Source organism: Roseiflexus sp. RS-1, assembly GCF_000016665.1.
Classification (GTDB): Bacteria; Chloroflexota; Chloroflexia; order Chloroflexales; family Roseiflexaceae; genus Roseiflexus.
In genome coordinates this window covers 845,690-865,607 of the sequence record NC_009523.1, presented here as the reverse complement: position 1 = coordinate 865,607, position 19,918 = coordinate 845,690, and the positions used below count along the sequence as shown (strand labels likewise).

The 19,918-nt window shown below is 63.2% G+C and carries 14 protein-coding genes; 9 read left to right on the top strand and 5 right to left on the bottom strand.

From position 1 onward, the window contains the following. Nucleotides 1-120 precede the first annotated feature (120 nt). Nucleotides 121-1,092: an AAA family ATPase gene (locus ROSERS_RS03570; RefSeq protein WP_011955464.1), complete on the top strand. Its 972-nt coding sequence runs from the start codon at nucleotides 121-123 to the stop codon at nucleotides 1,090-1,092. 2 nt (nucleotides 1,093-1,094) lie between these two features. On the opposite strand, the gene ROSERS_RS03565 is transcribed toward ROSERS_RS03570, so the two are convergent. Further along, the gene (locus ROSERS_RS03565; protein ID WP_011955463.1) at nucleotides 1,095-1,778 is read right to left on the bottom strand and encodes a response regulator transcription factor; all 684 of its coding nucleotides are present in this window, start codon (nucleotides 1,776-1,778) and stop codon (nucleotides 1,095-1,097) included. A gap of 320 nt (nucleotides 1,779-2,098) precedes the next feature. Between ROSERS_RS03565 and ROSERS_RS03560 the strand changes: the two genes are divergently transcribed. The 5 genes from ROSERS_RS03560 (at nucleotide 2,099) to ROSERS_RS03540 (ending at nucleotide 14,835) form a co-directional block, all read left to right on the top strand. Further along, complete coding sequence (locus ROSERS_RS03560; protein WP_011955462.1) at nucleotides 2,099-3,358, top strand: N-acetylmuramoyl-L-alanine amidase; 1,260 nt, start codon at nucleotides 2,099-2,101, stop codon at nucleotides 3,356-3,358. Nucleotides 3,359-3,402: 44 nt separating this feature from the next. After that, nucleotides 3,403-4,755 (top strand): hypothetical protein, encoded by a 1,353-nt coding sequence (locus ROSERS_RS03555; RefSeq protein ID WP_011955461.1) that lies wholly within the window; start codon nucleotides 3,403-3,405, stop codon nucleotides 4,753-4,755. A gap of 52 nt (nucleotides 4,756-4,807) precedes the next feature. After that, nucleotides 4,808-5,146, top strand: coding sequence for a hypothetical protein (locus ROSERS_RS03550; protein WP_011955460.1), 339 nt, complete (start codon nucleotides 4,808-4,810; stop codon nucleotides 5,144-5,146). A 182-nt stretch (nucleotides 5,147-5,328) separates the two neighbouring features. Then, nucleotides 5,329-12,117 carry a tetratricopeptide repeat protein gene (locus tag ROSERS_RS03545; RefSeq protein ID WP_011955459.1) on the top strand — a complete coding sequence of 2,263 codons (6,789 nt, stop codon included), beginning with the start codon at nucleotides 5,329-5,331 and terminating at the stop codon, nucleotides 12,115-12,117. Between the two features lie 138 nt (nucleotides 12,118-12,255). Continuing rightward, entirely contained in the window at nucleotides 12,256-14,835 is a 2,580-nt protein-coding gene (locus tag ROSERS_RS03540; RefSeq protein ID WP_011955458.1) for a hypothetical protein, read from the top strand. A gap of 68 nt (nucleotides 14,836-14,903) precedes the next feature. On the opposite strand, the gene ROSERS_RS03535 is transcribed toward ROSERS_RS03540, so the two are convergent. From ROSERS_RS03535 to ROSERS_RS03520, 4 genes are all read right to left on the bottom strand, one after another. Beyond that, complete coding sequence (locus ROSERS_RS03535) at nucleotides 14,904-15,521, bottom strand: Uma2 family endonuclease (RefSeq protein ID WP_011955457.1); 618 nt, start codon at nucleotides 15,519-15,521, stop codon at nucleotides 14,904-14,906. Between the two features lie 99 nt (nucleotides 15,522-15,620). After that, nucleotides 15,621-16,238, bottom strand: a complete 618-nt coding sequence (locus tag ROSERS_RS03530) for a Uma2 family endonuclease (protein ID WP_011955456.1) — start codon at nucleotides 16,236-16,238, stop codon at nucleotides 15,621-15,623. Nucleotides 16,239-16,323: 85 nt separating this feature from the next. Next, nucleotides 16,324-17,772 (bottom strand): glycosyltransferase, encoded by a 1,449-nt coding sequence (locus ROSERS_RS03525; RefSeq protein ID WP_011955455.1) that lies wholly within the window; start codon nucleotides 17,770-17,772, stop codon nucleotides 16,324-16,326. A 3-nt stretch (nucleotides 17,773-17,775) separates the two neighbouring features. Further along, nucleotides 17,776-18,246: an NUDIX domain-containing protein gene (locus tag ROSERS_RS03520; protein WP_011955454.1), complete on the bottom strand. Its 471-nt coding sequence runs from the start codon at nucleotides 18,244-18,246 to the stop codon at nucleotides 17,776-17,778. A gap of 147 nt (nucleotides 18,247-18,393) precedes the next feature. Here ROSERS_RS03520 and ROSERS_RS26375 point away from each other — a divergent pair, with 147 nt between their 5' ends. Genes ROSERS_RS26375 through ROSERS_RS03510 form a run of 3 tightly spaced genes read left to right on the top strand, consistent with a single transcriptional unit; the run spans nucleotide 18,394 to nucleotide 19,916 of the window. Next, on the top strand, nucleotides 18,394-18,531 hold the full coding sequence (locus ROSERS_RS26375) for a hypothetical protein (protein WP_011955453.1): 138 nt from the start codon (nucleotides 18,394-18,396) through the stop codon (nucleotides 18,529-18,531). Between the two features lie 6 nt (nucleotides 18,532-18,537). After that, nucleotides 18,538-19,377 carry a metallophosphoesterase family protein gene (locus ROSERS_RS03515; protein ID WP_157040958.1) on the top strand — a complete coding sequence of 280 codons (840 nt, stop codon included), beginning with the start codon at nucleotides 18,538-18,540 and terminating at the stop codon, nucleotides 19,375-19,377. After that, nucleotides 19,374-19,916 (top strand): hypothetical protein, encoded by a 543-nt coding sequence (locus ROSERS_RS03510; protein WP_011955451.1) that lies wholly within the window; start codon nucleotides 19,374-19,376, stop codon nucleotides 19,914-19,916. Before ROSERS_RS03515 ends, ROSERS_RS03510 begins: the two co-directional genes overlap by 4 nt. Nucleotides 19,917-19,918 lie beyond the last annotated feature (2 nt).

Sequence of the window (19,918 nt, the reverse complement as noted above, 5' to 3'; positions counted from 1 at the left end):
TGATGCCTGAAACGAGAGAAGGAACGCGGGGACTTCAAAAAATCTGCCCCTGTACGTTCGCCCACTTCCGGGCAGCGTGGTATACTACCGGAGGGTGAACATTTGTACAGGAATGCCGGAATGGACGACATCAAAGCCACGATTGAACGCATCGCCGCCAATGTCGAGCGGGTTATCGTCGGGAAGCGGCATGCCGTCGAGCAGGTGCTCACTGCTCTGTTGTGCAAAGGGCACGTACTCCTCGAAGACGTGCCGGGCACAGGCAAAACCATGCTCGCAAAAGCTATCGCGCGTTCGATCGGATGCAGTTTCAAGCGCATCCAGTTCACCCCCGACCTGCTGCCATCGGATGTGACCGGCATCTCGATCTTCAACCAGCGCACCCATGAGTTCGAGTTCCGCCCCGGTCCGGTCATCGCGCAGATCGTCCTGGCGGATGAGATCAACCGCGCAACACCCAAAACCCAGAGTGCGCTCCTCGAAGCGATGGAAGAACGCCAGATCACGGTGGACGGCGTCACCTACCCGCTGCCGACGCCGTTTCTGGTGCTGGCGACGCAGAACCCGATCGAGTACGAAGGAACATTTCCCCTGCCTGAAGCGCAACTTGATCGCTTCTTTATGCGCGTGCACCTGGGTTACCCGGCGAGAAACGATGAGATCGCCATCCTGCGTCGCCAGCGCGAGGCGCACCCAATCGACACCCTGACGCAGGTTGCCGCAGCCGAAGAACTGGTCGATCTGCAGGAACGCATCAAATCGGTGTATGTCGATGAACTGATCGAGGAGTATATCGTCTCCATCGTGACGGCGACCCGCAACCACGAAGATGTGTATCTCGGCGCCAGCACGCGCGGATCACTGGCGCTCTACCGGGCGGCGCAGGCGCTCGCAGCCATCACCGGGCGCGACTATGTCATCCCCGATGATGTCAAGGCGCTGGCGGCGCCGGTGCTGGCGCATCGCCTGATTATCAGCCCTTCGGCGCGCATTCGGAACATCAGTGCGGCAGAAGTCATCGCGGATGTGTTGAAGGCAGTGGCGGTGCCGGGGGCGCGCGCCGGACGTCGATTCGAGCGTGTTGCTCGCTAACGCTACCTGAATCGCTGCTGACGCGCCACATCCGGGAGCGTTCCGTCCGATGCATGGCGGAGAAACAGCAACCCCGCTTCCATGCGGTTGCTCACCTTCAGTTTCGCCAGAATGTTGCTCACATGCTTCATCGCCGTGTTGTAGGTGATGTCGAGCCGCGCAGCGATCTCGCGATTCCCCAGCCCCTCGGCGATCAGTTGCAGAATCTCCAGTTCGCGTGATGTCAGTTCGCTCAAACTCGCCACCGGTCCGCTGATCGATGGCGGTCGAGCGGCCCGACGCAACACCTCTGCCGGAAAGAGCAGTTGCCCCTCCTGGAGACGCCGGATTGCATTCAGGTAGGCGATTGCCGGCAATTCTTTCGACATGCACCCCGACGCGCCTGCCAGGAACGCCTGCCCCTGCAAACCGGACGCTTCGTGTTCGTATGCCACCAGCAGCAGGACGGCAGTTTGCGGTTGTAGCGTGTTGAGCATGTGAATGTATTCGAAGACATCGCCGCCGGGAAGATACCGATCCAGCATGATGATTTCCGGTTCGGTATCGATCAGGCAACGGTCAAGACCGTCGAGCGAGTCCGCCTCGCCGACGACGGCATGCCCTCCGCTGCGAAGGTGTTGCACCAGGCTCTGTCGAAACAGATGCTGCTGGTCGGCAAGCACAATCCGCGCGCGCCGCGAAGCCATGGTGCGTCCTCAACGTCTTCAACAGTGCCGCCCGTCACCGTGCTCGATACACCAGGCAGAGACTCTTCACTGGACTCGGGTAGATCGATCTACCCTCCCCAGCGTACTCGCGCCTGCATGATCGTACCGGTATTCCCTAAAGAGAAATAGCACACCATCCCCCTTACCGTCACCCCTCGATCTCTCAGTTTCCGGGTACCTGAAATCAGTAATGCCCATCTTCCCTGTTTCTGGAAGAAAAAATACACAAATCCATCATAGCACACCGAACCGCAGGCGTGCTATGGTGCATACGCAGGTTTTAACGAGATTTCAACGCAATGACAGGCGCAATCAATACGTCGATTCGCTCTCCCAACTACGGATCGCGCAATGGGCGATCAATTTCGATGATCGTGATCCATGCCACAGCAGGAACAGTGCGCAGCGCACTGGCATGGCTGACCAATCCGGCATCGCGGGTGTCGGCGCATTACCTGATCGACAAAGCCGGTCAGATCTACCGGCTGGTGCCGGATGAATACGCCGCCTGGCATGCCGGTCGGGCAGCGTGGCGCGGTGAGACGGCAATTAACGACATATCGCTAGGCATCGAACTCGAGAACGCCAATAATGGACGTGATCCCTACCCGGCGACGCAGATGGAATCGCTCGTTCAACTCACCCGCGACAAGGTTGCACAGTACCGCATTGCCCCCGATATGGTCGTGCGCCACCTGGATATCGCCATTCCTCGCGGGCGCAAGAGCGATCCAGCCGGTTTTCCGTGGAACGATTTCCTGCGCCAGGTTTTCGCAGAGCCGATCGACGCGCTGCCGGAGCATCCCATTCCGCCGGTCAGGTATGCCACACTCAGCCAGATGCTGCTGCACGAAGCGTACCGTCAGGTCGGCGCAGTCGAATGGTCCGACTGGACGATGTTTCGCACTGCGCGTGCAGCCGGGCTGGGTTTGCCAGTTGCACCCTCGTTCGAGGTGACGGTCGCCGGGCGCAGTTATATCGGGCAGTCGTTTGGTCGTGAGACGCTGGTCAGCCCCATCGCCGAGTGGAAACGGGTTGATCGGCTGAGTATGCTGACAGCGCCGGAACATCAACCGCTACGTGAGGCGCTCCTGCGCGCAATCTATGCGCAGGCGGGCGAGACGTATCGCCCGGATTGGGCATTTCATCAGTATGCGCAGCATACGCCGATCGGTCCGCCGCTGAGTCCAGGTTTCCGCATCCGCATCGATGACGACGAGTGGGTGGCGGCAATCTATGCACTCGATGTCATCTATTGCCCGGTCAATCGCTGGAGGGCGATCAGTCGCCTCAGCGACCTGATCGCGTCGCAGGGCGAGCGTGATCCGCTGGCGATGGCGTTGATCGAACGTCTGTATGAACACGCTGGCAGCCAGTGGCGCCCAAACTGGTCGCTGCACCAACACGCACTTCGCTGCCAGCCCGGAGCGCCGCTTGGTCGCAGTTTTCGCGTGTCGTTCGATGGACGCGACTATGTGGCAGAGGCGTTTGCTCTTGATGTGCTCTTTTGCGCTATCGGGGAGTGGGACAATGTCCAGCGTTTGAGCGAGATTGTGTAACGACAGGAACCTGTATCAACCGGACCAGCCGACGGAGGAGCGCGATGTTCATTCCAGTTCCCCACAATCAGGCAGAGACCATCCCATCCCCAGACCTGCGTGTGCTGCGTCGGGCGCGCGACGCCACGATGGACACGCGCATCCATCGCATCGGCGATTACGGGGCGGTCGTTTTTCGTGCAGTGCTGCTGCTGATCTGCGGGATCGAAATGCTTGCATCTCAAACGACGCCGCTCGAACAACCGTTTCTGATGGTTGCACTGGTCATAGCGTCTGGTGCGCTGATCGCAGGGGGAACATTCGCCATGCCGGCGTGGATGCTCCTGGTCGCCGACGGCGCTGCGGTTGGCGCACTCATTCTGGCGACGGGCAGCTCTGCAAGCCCCCTGCTGCTGCTCGTTCCGGCGCTGGTGGTTCAGGGAAGTCTGTTTGCCGAAGAACGGGATGCGCTTGTCGGCGCCGGTATCGGCATCACGCTGCTGTTGCTCGTTGCGGTGCTTGATCCGGTGCGCACGACCAACCTGCTGACCGAAATCGTGGCAGTGCATGTGATCGTGAGCATCGCTGCGCTCTGGGGATCGCGCCAGATTCGCCTGACGCTGACCCGTCTGCGGGAAGACATCGCGAAGCGTGCGCAGGCGGATCAGGAGCGTGTTGAGTTGCGCCGCGCCCTGGAGTGGCAGCGTCAGAATCTGAAGGCGTTTGGCGCATGCGATTCGTTCGATGAACTCAGGCGTTGTGCCGTTGAGCGCGCCGCACTGATCGTCGATGCCCCCGTGTCGCTGGACGACGCAACCATGCCTGGGGCGCCCGCATGCCATACCCTTACCATCGCGGGTGTGGGGCGTCTGGTCATTCGTCGCGCTTCCGCAGAACTCAGCCGATCGCAGCGCGACTCGCTCGACCATCTGATCGAGATCGCGTCGCAACGGGCTGCCGCGTTACGGTCGATCACGGTGCTACACCGTCACCACCAGGCGCTGACAGCGCTCTGGGAAGGGGCGGGACTGCTGCGCGCCACTCTCGATCTGCGCGCCACACTGTCGGATGTCTGTCAACGGATCGCCGCCGCGCTCGATCTGGAGTGGCTGGCGCTGATCGGTCTCGACGAACGCCAGATGCCGGCGCCATTCCTGTTCGCACGCGGGAACGGGCAGGGACCATCGCTCCGGTTGCAACCTGTACATATCCGCCTGGCAGCCGAAGCGCTACGTGGCGGGAGAGCGCTGGTGCGCATCGAGCAGGGGCAGACACTGGCATTTCTGCCGGTGCGTGTGGCGGGTGAAACGTCGCTTGTGCTGGCAGCGCGGGGCGCCGTTGATGATGCCGCGCTGCAAGCGCTGCTCTTATTGTTCGGCGACCTGGTTGCCGAGCGGTTGGCACGTGTCGAATGTTGACAGTGAGAACGAACGCAACAGTCGCACCAGTGCATCAAACAGCGAGAATGACATGGAGTCGATGACCGCAACCATTCAGACCGGCATGGCGATCACCCTGTTCATCACCGGCATCGGGATGCTGATCTGCGGACTGGTGATCATCATGACCCGTGAGTACCAGGAGGCGATGCGCTCACTGGCGGGGCAATCATCGCGGCTGAGCAGCAAAGCGCTGGCGGACATCGGCGTGCAGGCGACGCTCGAAGGCGCTGCCCACCTGCTCGAAGCCATCACCCGCCTGGTGCAGACGGCAATCGGCACCGGCGCATTTCTCTGTGTGCTGGGAACGATCATTTGCGGACTTGCGTTCTGGATGATGCTGCTGATCGGCGACCGGGGCACACCCTGACCCGTACGGGCGCAGCGGCGCTGCGCTCCCCTGGCGCCAGCGCATTTCTCTGCGTGCTGGGAACGATCATTTGCGGACTTGCGTTCTGGATGATGCTGCTGATCGGCGACCGGGGCACACCCTGATCACATCTGGAACGGTATGCCGCCGCCTTCGGATGGGGCGGCGAAGGACGAAAGCGTATGGCAGCACAACTGGCTGGTTGGGCGCATCGGTATCTTGAGGCGCTTTGCGCGCAGCCCCATTTCAGTGCAGCGCGGACGGTCGCACCACTCTGGCTGGCGACCGACTCCGGTCTTCCTGCGGAACCCGGAGCGCCCATCGCTGCGCCGTTGACCATTCAGATGGCGGCGGAGATTTTTCCCCGTCTGGCGCTGATCGGTCCGGCGGGCGCCGGCAAAACGACGACGCTGCGCGCCCTGGCGATCGGGCTGGCAGAAGCATTCCTTTCCGGGAATAGTCGCGCGGCATGGGGGAACGCGAACGCGCCGCTGCCGTTGTACATCGAACTGGCGCGGTTTCAGGGGAGTGTCGAGGCAACCCTGGCAACTGAGTTTGGCGTCGGCGATCCACCGCCGCTCGAAGAACTTGCGCGCGAGCGCCCGCTCCTTTTTCTGCTCGACGGACTGGACGAACTGCCGCCTGCGACCCAACTCGCCAGCCTGGCTGCGCTGTCCCACGCTCTGGTCGCAACCGGCGCCCAGACCCGCTGGATCAGCACGTGTCGCAGCGAGTTTCTGGGGTTGTTCCGTCCGTGGTTGAACGGCGCCGAAGTGCGCACGCTGCAACCGCTCCGTCCACGCGATGTCATCGCGCAGGTGCAACGTCAGGCAGGCGACGTGGCTGCCGCCTGGATCCAGCGCAACGACGATATCGTGCACCTGGCGACCCGTCCACGCTGGCTCACGGCGCTGATCGAAGCGCGCGACGTCCTGAATGCGCCGATCCAGAGTCGCGGGCAGCTGCTGGCAACCTGGATTCCGGCAGTGGCAGCGGCTGCACTGCTGGCGCATCCCCGGATGATCTCGTCGACCCAGGCAGTGCATGCGCTGATCGAGATCGCGCGCATGCTCGATCAACAGACCCAGGAGACTCTCGCCATCGACGCTGCCATCGCCGCCATCGAAGTCAGCGCTTACGTCCCTGATGCTCACCTCACGACTCGTATGGCGCATCAATCGGCGCCTGTGAACGGGCGAACGTTGCGTGCAACGACAGGTGAAGCGGCTCTTCAGACGTTAATCGATGCCGGTATTCTCGTCTTCGACGCCGAGCGACGCACGGTCAGCTTCCGGCATCCCATTCTGCGCTCCTTCGCGCAGGCAATGTTGCTGGCGCGCACCAACCCGGATCAGTGGTCTCCCGCAACTCTGAGTCGCGCCTGGATGGATGCGGTCATCTTCGCCTACAGCCTGTCCGATGATCGTGAAGCTGTGTTGCGGCGCCTGCTGGCGGTCGGCGCGGTCGGATTGACGGCGCGCTGCCTGATCGATGCAGAAGCGCCCGTCCATTACGATGAACTGCTCGAACGCAGCGGCACACTGACGCCGCCGCTGCGTGTGATGATTGCCGACGCATTCGCCGCCGAAGGGCTGGAACGCGCCGCGCTCGAGCAGCTGGAGCGCGCTGGCGCCGAAGGGTACGACGAAGCAGGGCTGTTCGGTCGCCTGGGTGATCTCTACAGTCGCTCCGGTCAGTGGCGCTTGGCGCGCATCGCCTACGAACAGGCGCTGGCGCGGGAAGCCGATGACCTGCGCTACCGCCAGCAACTCGGCGTCGTGTGCAGCCGAATGGGAGAACTGGATCAGGCGGCAGCGGCGCTGGAAGCGGTGCTCGACACGCAGCAAAAGCGTCTGGCAGCGGCAGCCCACGAACTGGGACATGTGTATCTGCAACAGGGGCGCTTCGTCCACGCGCTGGAAGCGTACCGACACGCGGCGCAACAGCAACCCGGCGACCCGGCATACCGGCGCAGCGTGGCAACAGCGCTGCGTCGTCTGAAACGCATCGATGAGGCGGAAGCGCAGTTACGCAGCCTGATCGCCGAGTCTGGCGGCGACGCGGCGACATATGCGGAACTCGGCGAGGTGTACGCTGATGCCGGGCGTTGCGTTGAAGCGATCGAGAGTTATGCGCGCGCCGTCGCCCTGCGCTCCGACGATCCATCGCTGTATGCGCGGTTGGGACAGTTACGCCACAGCGCTGGCGATCTGCCCGGTGCGCGCGCCGCGCTGCAACGCGCCGTCGAACTCGATCCCTCGGATGCCGGGCTGCACGATGAGTTGGGACAGATCTTCGAGGCGTGCGGCGAAACCGGCAATGCGCTGGCAGCCTACCGCGCTGCGGTCTCGCTCGACCCGCAGTGCGACGCTTACCACCGTCGTCTCGGCGCACTGTTGCGCGATTGTGGCGATGACGACGGCGCAGCGGCAGCATTGCGCACCGCGCTCGAACTGCGCCCCGATAGCGCCGAGACCTATGGTGAACTGGCGGAACTGCTCTGGCGATCCGGCGAGAGCGAGAAGGCGCTCGACGCCTGCCGACGCGCGTATGCGCTGGCGCCCACGTCCCCCGATCACGCGCGCGCGCTGGGACTGGCATACCACCGGGTCGGACGGGCGCGCGACGCCGAACGCACCCTGCGCGATGCGCTTGCGCTTGCGCCTGATCGCGCCGATCTGCACTTCGACTATGGCATGGTGGCTGAAAGCATCGAACAGTGGGACGCTGCACTCGCCGCCTATGAACGGGCGGCGATGCTCGCTCCGCAGCGCGCCGACTATGCCCGTGCTGCTGGCGCACTGCTCCTGCGCCGCGGCGAACTCAAACGCGCGCGGACACTGCTGGCTGGAGCGCTGCGCCGCGCGCGTCGTGACCCCGAAACCCTGTTTCAGACCGGTTTGTTGCACGTCGCCGCTGGCGCGTGGCATCTGGCGGCGCGATCCTTTCAGCGCGCCGTGCGGTTGAGCGGCGGAGCGCGGTACGAAAGCGCACTGGGCAGGGCATACCTGCGCCTCGGCAGGGCGGAAGACGCATGCGCCGCACTCGAACGCGCGCTCCATACGAATCCTGATGATGTCGAGACGCTCGACACCTACCGGGAAGCGCTGGAGGCGTGCGGTCGTCTCGAAGCGGCGTACACCGTCGGGCGGCGCGTCGCTCGTCTGGCGCCGGGGAATGCCGTGATCCAGCAGCGTGCCGGGAGTATCGCGCTGCGACTGGGGCGTGTGAACGAGGCGCTGGAACTGCTCGACCACGCCGTGGCGCTCGACTCACGGCTCGTGCCAGCGCATAGTGAGCGAAGCCGGGCGCTCCTGGCTTCCGGGCGCGCCGGGGCTGCGCTGGCTGCCGCGAATCAGGCGCATGCCCTCGCCCCCGATCTGCCAGAACCGCTGGCGCTGGCAGCCGAAGCTCTGATAGCACTGCAACGTGATGACGAAGCGCGCCCGTTGCTGGAACAGGCGCTGGCGCTCGATGCGACATTGCTCCCCGCCTGCGTTGCGCTGCGCGATCTCCTGGCGCGCACCGGCGACCTTGCCGCTGCCGTCACGTGGGCGCAGCGTGCGGTTGCGCTCGCTCCCGACGATGTGGCGCATCTTGTCCGGCTCGGTGAACTGTCGCTGGCGACGGATGATCTGATACAGGCGGAGCAGGCGCTGCACCATGCTCTTCGCCTGAGCGATCGCGCCAATGCCGGGGAACAGTCAGACCGCGCTGTTGCCCACATCTACGCATTGCTCAGTCGTGTGCGCGCTCGCGCTGCCGATTGGGAACAGGCTATCACGTATGCGCGCGCCAGTATTGATCGTGCACCTGGAAACAGCGAATATCGTGCCCTGCTCGCCGATGCACTGGAAGGGAAGGGCGATCTGGCGGCGGCGATTGCAGAACTGGAAGGCGCTGCGGCTGCTGAGCCGGAACGCATCGACTGGCAGCAGCGTTTGGGGCGTTTCTTCTACCGCACTGGCAACTATGCAGCGGCGCTGAATGCGTTGCGCCGTGCAGCGGCGGGGTCTGGCGCCGCCGATGATTATCACGCGCTTGGTCTGTGCCTGCGCGCGCTCGACAATCTGCCCGCCGCCGCCGAGGCGCTCGAACATGCGCTGCATCTGCGACCCGATGCAGCCGCCTGGCGGATCGACCTGGCGCTGGTGCATCTGGCGCGCGGCTGGCACGGTGAAGCGCTCGCCGAACTCAACCAGGTGATCGCAACCACGCCGGATCTTCCGGGTGCGTGGCGCGCGCGCGCCCACGCATTGCTGGCGATCGGTCAGCACGAGAAGGCGCGCGCCGATCTGGTTGAAGCGCTGCGCCGCGACCCGCGCGACGCCGAAAGTTACACACTGCTCGCCGAAACCCTGCTTCATCTGGGACATGCGACGCATGCGCTGGAGAGCGCCCAACGCGCGGTTGCCCTGCAACCCGCTGAACCGCAGCACCGACGTCTGCTGGCGCGTGCGTTGCGCGCCATCGGTCAACGTGCCGAAGCTATCGAACAGCTCAGCAGCGTGGTGAACGATACCAGCCCGGCGGAGTGGTGGGCGGAACTTGCCGATGATCATCTGGCGCTCAATCATCTCGCCGCAGCGCGCGCCGCACTTGAACGTGCAGTCGCCGCCGCGCCGGACAATGCCGTCGTTCGCTTCCGGCTCGGTAACGTGCTCATGCGGATCGGTGAGCCGGATGCCGCCGCTGCCGAATTGCGCGTCGCTATTGCACGCCGCCCCGATTACGCTGCCGCACACGCCCGCCTGGCAGAGGCGCTGATCGCCTGCAACGATGGTTGTAGGGAGAATCTTGAGTCCGCTGTCGAAGCAGCGCGACTCGCCGTGGCGCTGGAGGGGCAGTGCGCCGATCACTGGCGCGTCCTCGGCATGGTGCTGCGCGCACAGGGGGCGCATGCAGAAGCGGTCGATGCACTGCGCCGCGCCCACGAACTCGATCCAGAGTCGGCGCCGGTCGCTTTTCTGCTCGGACTGACCCTGCTCGAACAGGGACAGGCGACTGCAGCGGTTGCGCCGCTTACCGCCGCTGCCGCCGCCGCGCCGGAGGAAGCCGCGCATCACGGGTATCTCGGCATTGCGCATCGCATGACGGTTGCGCTGATCACCGAGCCGGATGAACTGCGCGCCGCGTCTGCCAGCCGGCGCGCAACGTTGACGGTTGCCCGGCGATCATTGCACCGGGCGATCACCATCGATCCACACTGCGCACTCTGGTGGTATGAACTCGGTCTCGCCATCCAGCAATCGGCAAGCCATGCCGCCGCCGTCGAGGCGTTTGATCGGGCGTTCACCTGCGCTGGCAGCGAAACTGCTGGTTGTGCGCCCGGCATCTACCCGCCGCCCAAAACCATCGATCAAACGGCGATCCGGCGCAGTCGTGCACGCTCACTCTACCTGATTGATCGTCTCAACGATGCGCGCGCCGATCTTGAAGCCCTGATTGCACACGAGGCGGCGCTTCCCGCCGATCACTACCTGCTGGGGCGCATCCTTCTCGATCAGGGCGAAACGGCTGCCGCACGCGCGGAACTGACCGCCGCACTGGTCGATCCTGCGCATGTCCAGGCGCGACTGTTCCTCGGACGCGCCTGCCTGGCGCTAAATGAGCCGCACCCAGCAATCGAAGCCCTCGAACAGGCTGTCGAACTGCGCCCCGATCACGCGCCGACCGCTGCCGCACTCAGTCTGGCGTATGCTGCTGCCGGTCGGCGTGAACGTGCGATCGCCGCTGCGCAACGCGCCGTTCGGCTCGATTCCTCGGTCGGCGCGCATCATCAGGTGCTGGCGACGCTCTACGCCGCCAGCGGACGGTTCCAGGAAGCGCGCGCCGCACTGATCAACGCACTGACCCTGCAACCCGATGTCGCCGCCTGGCATGCGCAAATGGGCGAGATCTGTCAGCAGATGGGACTGATCGATGCTGCACGTAGCGCGTATGCGCGCGCAATCCAGCTGGCGCCTGACAACGCCGACTATCGCCATGCCCAGGCGCGTCTGCTGATCCGGCAGGGGCGTACCGCCGAGGCGCGTCAGGTCTTCGAGGAAGCGGTGAAACGCGAACCGCACCAGGGCGCCTGGCGCTATGAACTGGCGGAACTACTCCGTCAGCAGGGTGATCTCACCGCGATCGAACACTACGCCGCCGCCGTGCAACTGGCGCCCGACGAGCCACGTCACTGGCTGGGGCTGGTGGAAGGGTTGATCGCGCGTCATGAACGCGACGCTGCCCGCGAAACCGTCGAGCGGGCGCTGCTGCGTTTCGGCGATAATCCGGCGCTGCACAGCGCCGCAGGTGCGATCTACGAAGCGCAGGGCGACATCGAGCGCGCGGCGTGGCACTACGGGCGCGCATTCGAGCGTGACCCGCAGAACGCCGGGAATTGCTGGCGGTTCGGACGCGCCCAACTCGAACTGGGCAGGCTGGATGCCGCGCGTGAGTTGCTCGAACGCGCGCTGGCGCTTGACCCCGATTCGGCAGACGCGCACGCGGCAATAGCGCGCTTCTTCGCACACACCAACGATAGCCGCGCTGCGCTGATCCACAGCCAGCGCGCTGCCGAACTGCGTCCCGATGAACCGGCGTTCCAGATACAACTCGCAGAGGCGCTCACACATCTCCGGCGCTTCGACGAAGCGCGGCAGGCGCTTGAACGCGCATTGCAACGCATTCCCGACAACCCGGAATTGCTGGCGCGCTACGGCGAGATGGCATTGACAGTCGGTTTGTACCACGAAGCGCTCAGCGCATTTGAGCGCGCTATCGCCCAACGACCCGATGAGCCGCGCTACCACTTCCTGGCAGGGCGGGTACATCGTCGATTGAAGCAGTACAGTCGGGCGATCGAACGGTTCCGCCGCGCGGTCAAACTGCGTCCTGGCTACAGCGAGGCGGTTATTGAACTGAGCACCCTCGGACCGCTGGCATTCGTTGCTCAACACTTGCGTGGCGAGAGCGACGCTGCTTGAACACCGCAGAAAGGAGAGACAAATATGCAAACGCACATCCACGACGTCCCATTTCCCAATCCGCATCCCCCCGATCCCGAACCCGACCCGCCGCCGGATTGGAACATCTGACCATACGGTGAAAGGACTCGTTCTACAATGACCGATCACCCGTTTTCGCAGGACATGATCGAGATGCACCATCTTGTGCGCGCCATCGAGCTGGCGCTGCGCCTGGGCGACTCCGGCGCAGCCTGGCGTGCAGCGCACGCGCTGTGGCGCGCCTTTCCGGCAGCGATCATGCCGCAGGTCTGGCTGGGGCAGGCGTTGCTCGATGCCGGTAATGCCATGGTCGCCATCGATTATTTTCGTCGCGCACTCCGCATCAATCCGCTCGATGCCGCTGCCTGGGCGGGTCTGGCAGGCGCGCTGGCGCGCACCGGGCAGGAAGGGGCGGCTGCGGCAGCATTGAGCCGCGCTGCGCTCCACGATCCGCTGGGCGCCAGCGCCCTCACCCCTGGTATCGCTCCCGAACCGTCTTCTGCCGGGAAGGGCATCGAGTATCTCCGGCGTGGACTCGCCGAACTGGCTGCCGATGAACTGGCGACTGCCCTGGCGCGGCATCCCCGCCGCACCGACCTGCGCCTCTACTATGTCGAGGCGCTGCGGCGCAGTGGCGATCTTGCCAGCGCGCGGCGCATCTTTGCTCAGTGCAACGCCGATCATCTACCGGCGCTCCTTGCGCGTGCAGCGCTCTACACGCATGATCAGGCTGCGCGAATGCGTTGCGCAGAGTACGACCCGGACGGGCGCCTGACCCGGCGCTTTTTCGCGCCAGAAGCGCCACCCTGGACGCTGCCGCCTGCCCCCGTGGTCGGCTGGAATGAAGAGTTCGAGCCGCTGTTGCCCTATCTTGAGACTTCCGTGCAACAACTCGTCCAGCCAGCAACGAACGGTCATGCAACGCAACCTCTGCCGGCGGTAAAACGTTTCCCGGATCGCAGCGATCAGCAGGAGGCACAGGTTGAGGCTGCGAACGGCTCATCATCCCTGCCGGTTGCTGATGATCACAGCGCGATCCGATCAGAGCCGACCACCGATCCGGAAGTCAAAAATCTCATCGCCACGGCGGAGCGTGTGCGTCAGCGCCTGACCACGATCGGCGTGGCTCCGCGTCCGCTCCTCCCGTATGCCGATGGGCGGACATTCACTCAGGTTGTGCTGTCGTCGCGTGAGGCGCTCCGGCGACGCTTCGGCGCGGACGGATTCGCAGCCGTGGATCGACGATTGCAGCAGTACGCCGCCGCGCTGCGGCGACGCGGCGTGGCAGCGCATGTCTGCTACTGCGATGACCCCGCAACGCTGCAACTCGACGATGGCATTGCTGCTGCGCCGGTTGCTGCCGGGGCGGATGCATTGCGCGATATGCTGCGCACCCTTTCCGGCGCATTGTCCGATCACGGGCGCGAGTTGGGCGCGGTGCTCCTGGTCGGCGGTGATGAGATTGTGCCGTTCCATCGTCTGCCCAATCCCCTCCCCGACGACGATATGACCGTGCTCTCCGATAATCCGTATGCCACTGACGATCCGGCATACATAGCGCCGCAACGCATGGTTGCGCGGCTGCCCGACGGCAATACCAACGATCCCTCGCTCCTGTTCACGCAACTCGACCGACTGACAGCGTACCACTACGGTAGTCGTCCGCACTCGCGCAGGATGCCGCGTACATCGGGACGACGCCAGGAGCGCGACGAGATCGACCTGAGTGCGTTGAGTGCGGGGTACTGTGCCGAAATCTGGAAAGACGCCTCACGCGCCGTTCTCGATGCGCTGGCGTCTGGCGTGCCGCTGAACACATGCCCGCCGCATCTCGCCGAACGCCTCGATCTGAGGGTGTTCCGCGACAGACGGTTGCTCTACTTCAACCTCCACGGTGCATCGGGACTGCCCAATTTCTACGGTCAACCGGATGCCGTCTGGCCCGGTGCAGCAACGCGCCTGCCGGTGGCGCTGCGTCCCGATCAGGTGGACGCCAGTATGGCGGATGGCGCGCTGCTCCTCAGCGAGGCATGCTATGGCGCTGAGCTTGTCGGGCGAACCGTGGACAACTCTATTCCGTTGCGCGCACTGGCGCATGGTGCGCTGGCAGTGGTTGGCGCAACTGTCAACGCATATGGTAGCCTGACCGATCAGGTGATCGGCGCCGATCTCCTCTTTCAGCGGATGATGGCGCACCTGGCGCGCGGTGAACCGATCGGTCGCGCGCTGCATCAGGCGCGGCTGGATTTCGCGCAAGACATGTACCGCCGTCAGGGGTTTCTCGATGATGTTGACATCAAAACGCTCATCGGGTTTGTGCTGCTGGGCGATCCATGGGGCGCACTCTACGATGCAGACATTGCGCCGAAACCCTGGCATGCTGACCGGACGATTGCAGCGCTGGAACGCATGCCAAAGCCACGCGCGCGTGTGGTGCTCAACGAAGCGGAAGCGCCGCGCGATGCACTCCAGCGTGCGCGCGACGTACTGCGACGGGTGTTTCCCCGTGGCGGCGCCCTGCCATTGCGAATCACGGCGCAACTCAATCCACGTCGTCAGCGCAAAAGCGATCCTGAGCGCGACCTGGTCTTCAGCGCACGCGAGAACCTGCCCACCGTCGATGGATGCTCCCTGGCGCACACGGCACATATCACCATCAGCGGTCAGGCGGTGGTGAAAGTTGCACTGACACGATAGCGAAGGCAGGAGGGATGAGGGGCAAAAGCGCATCGAAACGCAGAAAGAAACCAGAGAAAGAGATTGCGCTAACGTGCATCGAAGATCTGATCGACACGAACCGTCAAACCGTCGAGCAGTTTCGAGCGCGCTTCGTCGCCACGCCGGAAGACGCCATATTCCACGTAGGACCCGGCGCTCAGGGTGAGCACCGTCACCGTTTCATCCAGCGGGTTGACGATCCAGTACTCAGGAATGCCAGCTTCGGCGTAGTCGCGCGGTTTTTCCTCCAGGTCGCGCGCCGGATTGTCGGGACTGACGATTTCCACCACCAGATCTGCACCGCGCCAGTAGTCATTCTGTCGCCGCGGATCGTCGCTTCGCGTGAGGATCAACAGATCGGGTTCGCGGAACTTCCCGGGACGAATTTCGAGACGCAACGGCGCATAGAATGCCACACCGCCGCGTGGTCGCACAAATGCCAGGAAACAGAGCAACAGGAATAGCGAAATGGACTGATGCTTATCGGTTGGTATCGGTAAGACCTCGATCACGCCATCGGTGTACTCAAGCAGGCGATTCGTCTGCGCCGTCAGCGCAAGGTACTGTTCAACGCTCCACATTCCTTGCAGAACGGCGAGATCGATATCGGTTATTTCATCTGCCAGGGCGATCCGCATCGGATGGCTGTATGCCGTCACTGTCATAGGCGTTCCTTCCATATGCCGCTCATACGGGCTGTGCACGGTATGCCTGCGCTGGAAAGGAAAGGGAATTGATCGGCATCCGCCAGCCGCAGAACCGGGTTACTGCGCATCAAAGATCGCATCGACGCGTACTGCAAAGCCGTCGAGCAGTTTCGAGCGCGCTTCGTCGCCCCGCCGGAAGACGCCATATTCCACGTAGGACCCATCGGTCAGGGTGAGCACCGTCACCGTTTCATCCAGCGGGTTGACGATCCAGTACTCAGGAATGCCAGCTTCGGCGTAGTCGATCCGCTTGATCTGCGTATCCCGCTCAGGGTCGTCTTCACTGACCACTTCGGCGACCAGATCGGCGCCGCGCCAGAAGCGGTCCTGGCGGCGGGGATCACGCGCGTCGCGCAACAGAAGGATATCCGGTTCACGAAACTTCCCATCGCGCACAAGCAGACGCAGCGGTGCAAAGCGCACTTTCCCGCCATGACTGTCCGCATATGCACGAAAGAAGAGAAACAAACACTCGAGTATTGCCTGATGTCGTTCGGTTGGCATGGGCAGGATCTCAATCCATCCATCCGAATACTCGATGAGACGGTTCGTGTGATCGGTCAGGCGCACATACTGTTCAACGCTCCACATCCCCTGGATCACGCTCAGGTCGATATCGGTCATTTCCCCCGCGATCACCAGGCGCATTGGAGGCGTGTATGCGGCTACGGTCATGAGCTTCTTCTCCAGCGTATCGGCAATCCGACGTCGATGTACGTGATTCTGGCAGGTCTGTCAAAATAGTGTAGCACAGGTTGCGTTAAGGAACCATTCCTGTCTCGTGCATGGCGCGCGCGACCGTTGCGAGAACGTCGCGGTCGTCCTCGGTCAACCCCAGTTCCGCCAGCGCCCCGGCGACAGTCTGCACCGGCGACGACGGCGTGGATGCAGACGCCGGTTGCTGCACCGGCGGATGATCGGCGAACCGATGAGAAGCGGACCGATCGCCAGTGCGCACTTCGGCGACGTGGCGCGCTTCCACGTCCCACAGCGGCGTCGCGCGCAACGGGCGCACATCGCCCCACCCGCACTGATGCGCCAGAAACATCGCATATCCGCGTGCTGCGCCTTCGAGCGTATGGTAGCGCGCCACATACGCGCGCGCCGCAGCGCCCATCGCTGCGGCAATATCCGGTCGTTCCGCCAGCAGGCGACAGTACGCCAGGATCAGGTCACTCTCCGATTCATCCGGATCGACCTGCGCCGCGACCCCTGGCGGCAATTCGGTGAAGGCGCCGGTAGCGGTCACCAGGGTGGGTCGTCCGGCGCCGAGCAACCGCAGCAGGCTGGCAGACGTTTCGCCTGCCGTCGGGTGGCGCAGGTTCAGGCAGATGTCGGCGGCAGCAACATAATCCTCGAATGCGGTCCGTGACACATAGCCGGTGATAGTAACGGCTTCGGTCAACCCCAGACGTTCCACAACGCTCCGCGCATCGTAGTTCGGCGAGATGCTGCCGACCAGCAGATAGCGCACGTCCGGGCGGATGTCACGCAGGTCGCGCAACGCGCGCAGCGCCGGTTCCAGCCGTTTATACGGGTTGATATGCCCGAACGACGCCAGAATGAGATCATCGTGCGGCAGACCGAGCCGCGCGCGCGCTTCGTTGCGTGGGATGAACGGCGGCAACGGAATCCCCATCGACACGAGAACGGTCGGCAGCCCCGGCTTGAGTGCCGCAACTCGATCCAGCACATACCGGCTATGCGCCAGAACGCCCATGGCGCGTTCCAGCACATCTTCGCAGAACGGGAAATCGAACGCTGCGGCAGGAAAGCGCCCACGCAGCATCAGTTCCGCCACGTGCGCCCCCTCTACACCGTACCGTCGCCGCATTTCCGCGCGGTAGCGATCGATCTGCCCGCGCAACGCCACCATCTCCTGAAGCATAAAATGGTGCAGCACAAAATCGTGCAGGACGACAAAGCCAGGGGTGCGCTGCAATGCGCGCCAGATACCGACATGCGCCGGGCTGTTGCCCATGTGATACACGATTGCATCAAACGGACGGCGACGATGGTCGCGTTCCAGGCGGCTGACCGGGCGGATCTCGATATGCCGGGCAAGGTGTGGGTTTGTCGGGCGCAGCCCATCCTCGACATAGAGCGTGATGTCAACATACATGCCGAGGTACGGCAGCAACTCTTCGCTGTAATCGGAAATGCCCGACGGTGCGGGATTGACCGGCGAAGCGTAAGCGAGACGTTTCATCGTTTAATCGAACATCGCCTCAGTATGCCCGGCAAACGCATCGCGCAGCATACGCACATAGCGCGGCATCAACGGCGGCAACCGGTCAGGCGGGTAATAGTCGAGCGACACAAATTCGGCGTGGTCTGGTTGCAGCATGCCGCCAACGACGCGGCATGCGAAGAAGGCGCTGACGATCTGCGCCTGATCGCCGTTGGGATAGGTCCACTCAAAATCGCGCCCGGTATACAACCCGATCAGGCGCTCAACGACAATGTGCAAGCCGGTTTCTTCCAGCACTTCGCGCACCAGCGTGCGCGCCGGCGTTTCCCCCAGTTGCACCACGCCCGACGGCGGCGCCCAGAGCATCACGTCAGAACGTTGCCCAAGCAGCACGTACCCTCGATCATTTCGAATAAACGCGCTCGCAGCAAGTTGCAACAGGCGTTGATGACCAACATAACTGCGCAGCCAGGCGGTGTAATTGATCGTCATACCTCTCCCTCACCTTACGACGCCCGCTGTTTGGTACGGAGACAATAACGCAAAATAACCAGGATGCCATTATAGCACCGGCACAAACGGCACATTTTATGCTACAATCCCAGCCAACCGGATGAGACGAATGAGCAGGAGGTTGCCATGGAGACTGTCGTCTACATTGTGAAGTATGGCTTCATTGCCGCGCTGGTCGTCGAGCTGGCGCTGATCGCGCGTGCGATTATCAATGTGGCGCTGGAAAAAGCGCGCGCTGCACAGACCGCTCCTGCAAAAGAGTAACGTTCCGTGCGATCCGTCCTGATGCACATCTCCGACCTGCATGCCGGGCGAACGTTTCATCCGCAGGTAGCGGAGCAACTTGCCCGCGAAGCACACGACCTGCGTCCCGATCTGGTGATCGTTTCCGGCGATCTGGTGCAGCGCGCCGATTTTACGTCGCAGTGGGAGCAGATCGTTCAGTACCTCCAACGTCTGCCTGAGCCGCGCCTGATCATTCCCGGCAACCATGATGTACCCCTGTTTCACCTCTTCGAGCGCTTCTTCCGCCCGCTCGACCGGTACCGGCGGTACATTTCATCCGATCTCAATCCGGTGTTCGAGCGCCCCGGTCTGGTAGTTGTCGGCGGCAACAGCGCCTACGGCTGGACCATCGACGGAGGATACGTCGATCCAGACCAACAGCAGGCGATGGAGCGCCGGTTTGCCCGTTACCCTGACGATGTCTGCAAGATCGCTGTGCTGCACCATGGTGTGGTGCGCCCGCCGGGGTGCGAGCAGCGCAGTATCGTTCGCAACGCCGACGAGGTGACGCAGATGCTTGAGCGCAGCGGGGTGGACGTATTACTCTGCGGGCATCATCATGTCGCGTATGTCGATGTCGCCGGCACTGCCAGGAAATTCATCGTCTGTCAGAGCGGCACAAGCGCGTCACGGCGCATTCGGGAAGGTACGCGAGGAAAGAACGCTTACAACGTTCTTATCATCGAGGACTCGACCATTCACATCAGTCAACGCGGTTATGTCGAGGCAACCGGCAGGTTTGAGCCGTTCGCCAGGTATGAGTTTCAGCGGCGCGGCGAGCGCTTACCCGCTCGTCAGTGCAGCAATGACCCCTCTGCCGTATGACCCAGGAACAAACATCATCCCAGAAAGTTGATACCGGTCCGCTGCCGCCGCTGCCGCCCCTGCCGGAGCCGCCGCCGCCGCGTCGCCGTGCACCGCAGTGGAATGTCATTGCACTCGGAGCGGTTGCGCTGGTTGTGACGGGGCTTGCGATCTGGTGGTTGACCCGTCCGCCTGACCCGATGAGCGACCCGCGACCGGTGCAGGTAGTGCAGAACTTTGTTGCTGCCCTTGAAGCGCGCGATGTATCGCGGATGCTCTCCTACATCGAGCCAACCGATATCAAACGACAGATCAGCCCGGAACTGCGCTCGTACATGGAGTACATCACCGACCTTCAATTCGATGATGAGACCTATACGCTGCTTGACAATAACGGCTCGATTGCGCACGTCCGGTTGACCGGTACTGTGCGCTACACCGTTGATTACGGTACGGTGTATTCGGGTGAACGTCCTTTTGATACCGTTTTCGAACTGGTGTTGCTGGAGGGGGCGTGGTATCTGCGCAGCCTGCAACTGCCGGCAACGGAACAGCAATAGAT

What these genes read in the sequence shown, in the direction of transcription:
- ROSERS_RS03510 (WP_011955451.1), top strand. Translation starts at nt 19,374, where the DNA reads ATGACCCAGGAACAAACATCATCCCAGAAAGTTGATACCGGTCCGCTG.
- ROSERS_RS03535 (WP_011955457.1), bottom strand. Translation starts at nt 15,521, where the DNA reads ATGACAGTGACGGCATACAGCCATCCGATGCGGATCGCCCTGGCAGAT.
- ROSERS_RS03545 (WP_011955459.1), top strand. Translation starts at nt 5,329, where the DNA reads ATGGCAGCACAACTGGCTGGTTGGGCGCATCGGTATCTTGAGGCGCTT.
- ROSERS_RS03520 (WP_011955454.1), bottom strand. Translation starts at nt 18,246, where the DNA reads ATGACGATCAATTACACCGCCTGGCTGCGCAGTTATGTTGGTCATCAA.
- ROSERS_RS03530 (WP_011955456.1), bottom strand. Translation starts at nt 16,238, where the DNA reads ATGACCGTAGCCGCATACACGCCTCCAATGCGCCTGGTGATCGCGGGG.
- ROSERS_RS03565 (WP_011955463.1), bottom strand. Translation starts at nt 1,778, where the DNA reads ATGGCTTCGCGGCGCGCGCGGATTGTGCTTGCCGACCAGCAGCATCTG.
- ROSERS_RS03560 (WP_011955462.1), top strand. Translation starts at nt 2,099, where the DNA reads ATGACAGGCGCAATCAATACGTCGATTCGCTCTCCCAACTACGGATCG.
- ROSERS_RS03550 (WP_011955460.1), top strand. Translation starts at nt 4,808, where the DNA reads ATGGAGTCGATGACCGCAACCATTCAGACCGGCATGGCGATCACCCTG.
- ROSERS_RS26375 (WP_011955453.1), top strand. Translation starts at nt 18,394, where the DNA reads ATGGAGACTGTCGTCTACATTGTGAAGTATGGCTTCATTGCCGCGCTG.
- ROSERS_RS03555 (WP_011955461.1), top strand. Translation starts at nt 3,403, where the DNA reads ATGTTCATTCCAGTTCCCCACAATCAGGCAGAGACCATCCCATCCCCA.
- ROSERS_RS03540 (WP_011955458.1), top strand. Translation starts at nt 12,256, where the DNA reads ATGACCGATCACCCGTTTTCGCAGGACATGATCGAGATGCACCATCTT.
- ROSERS_RS03570 (WP_011955464.1), top strand. Translation starts at nt 121, where the DNA reads ATGGACGACATCAAAGCCACGATTGAACGCATCGCCGCCAATGTCGAG.
- ROSERS_RS03525 (WP_011955455.1), bottom strand. Translation starts at nt 17,772, where the DNA reads ATGAAACGTCTCGCTTACGCTTCGCCGGTCAATCCCGCACCGTCGGGC.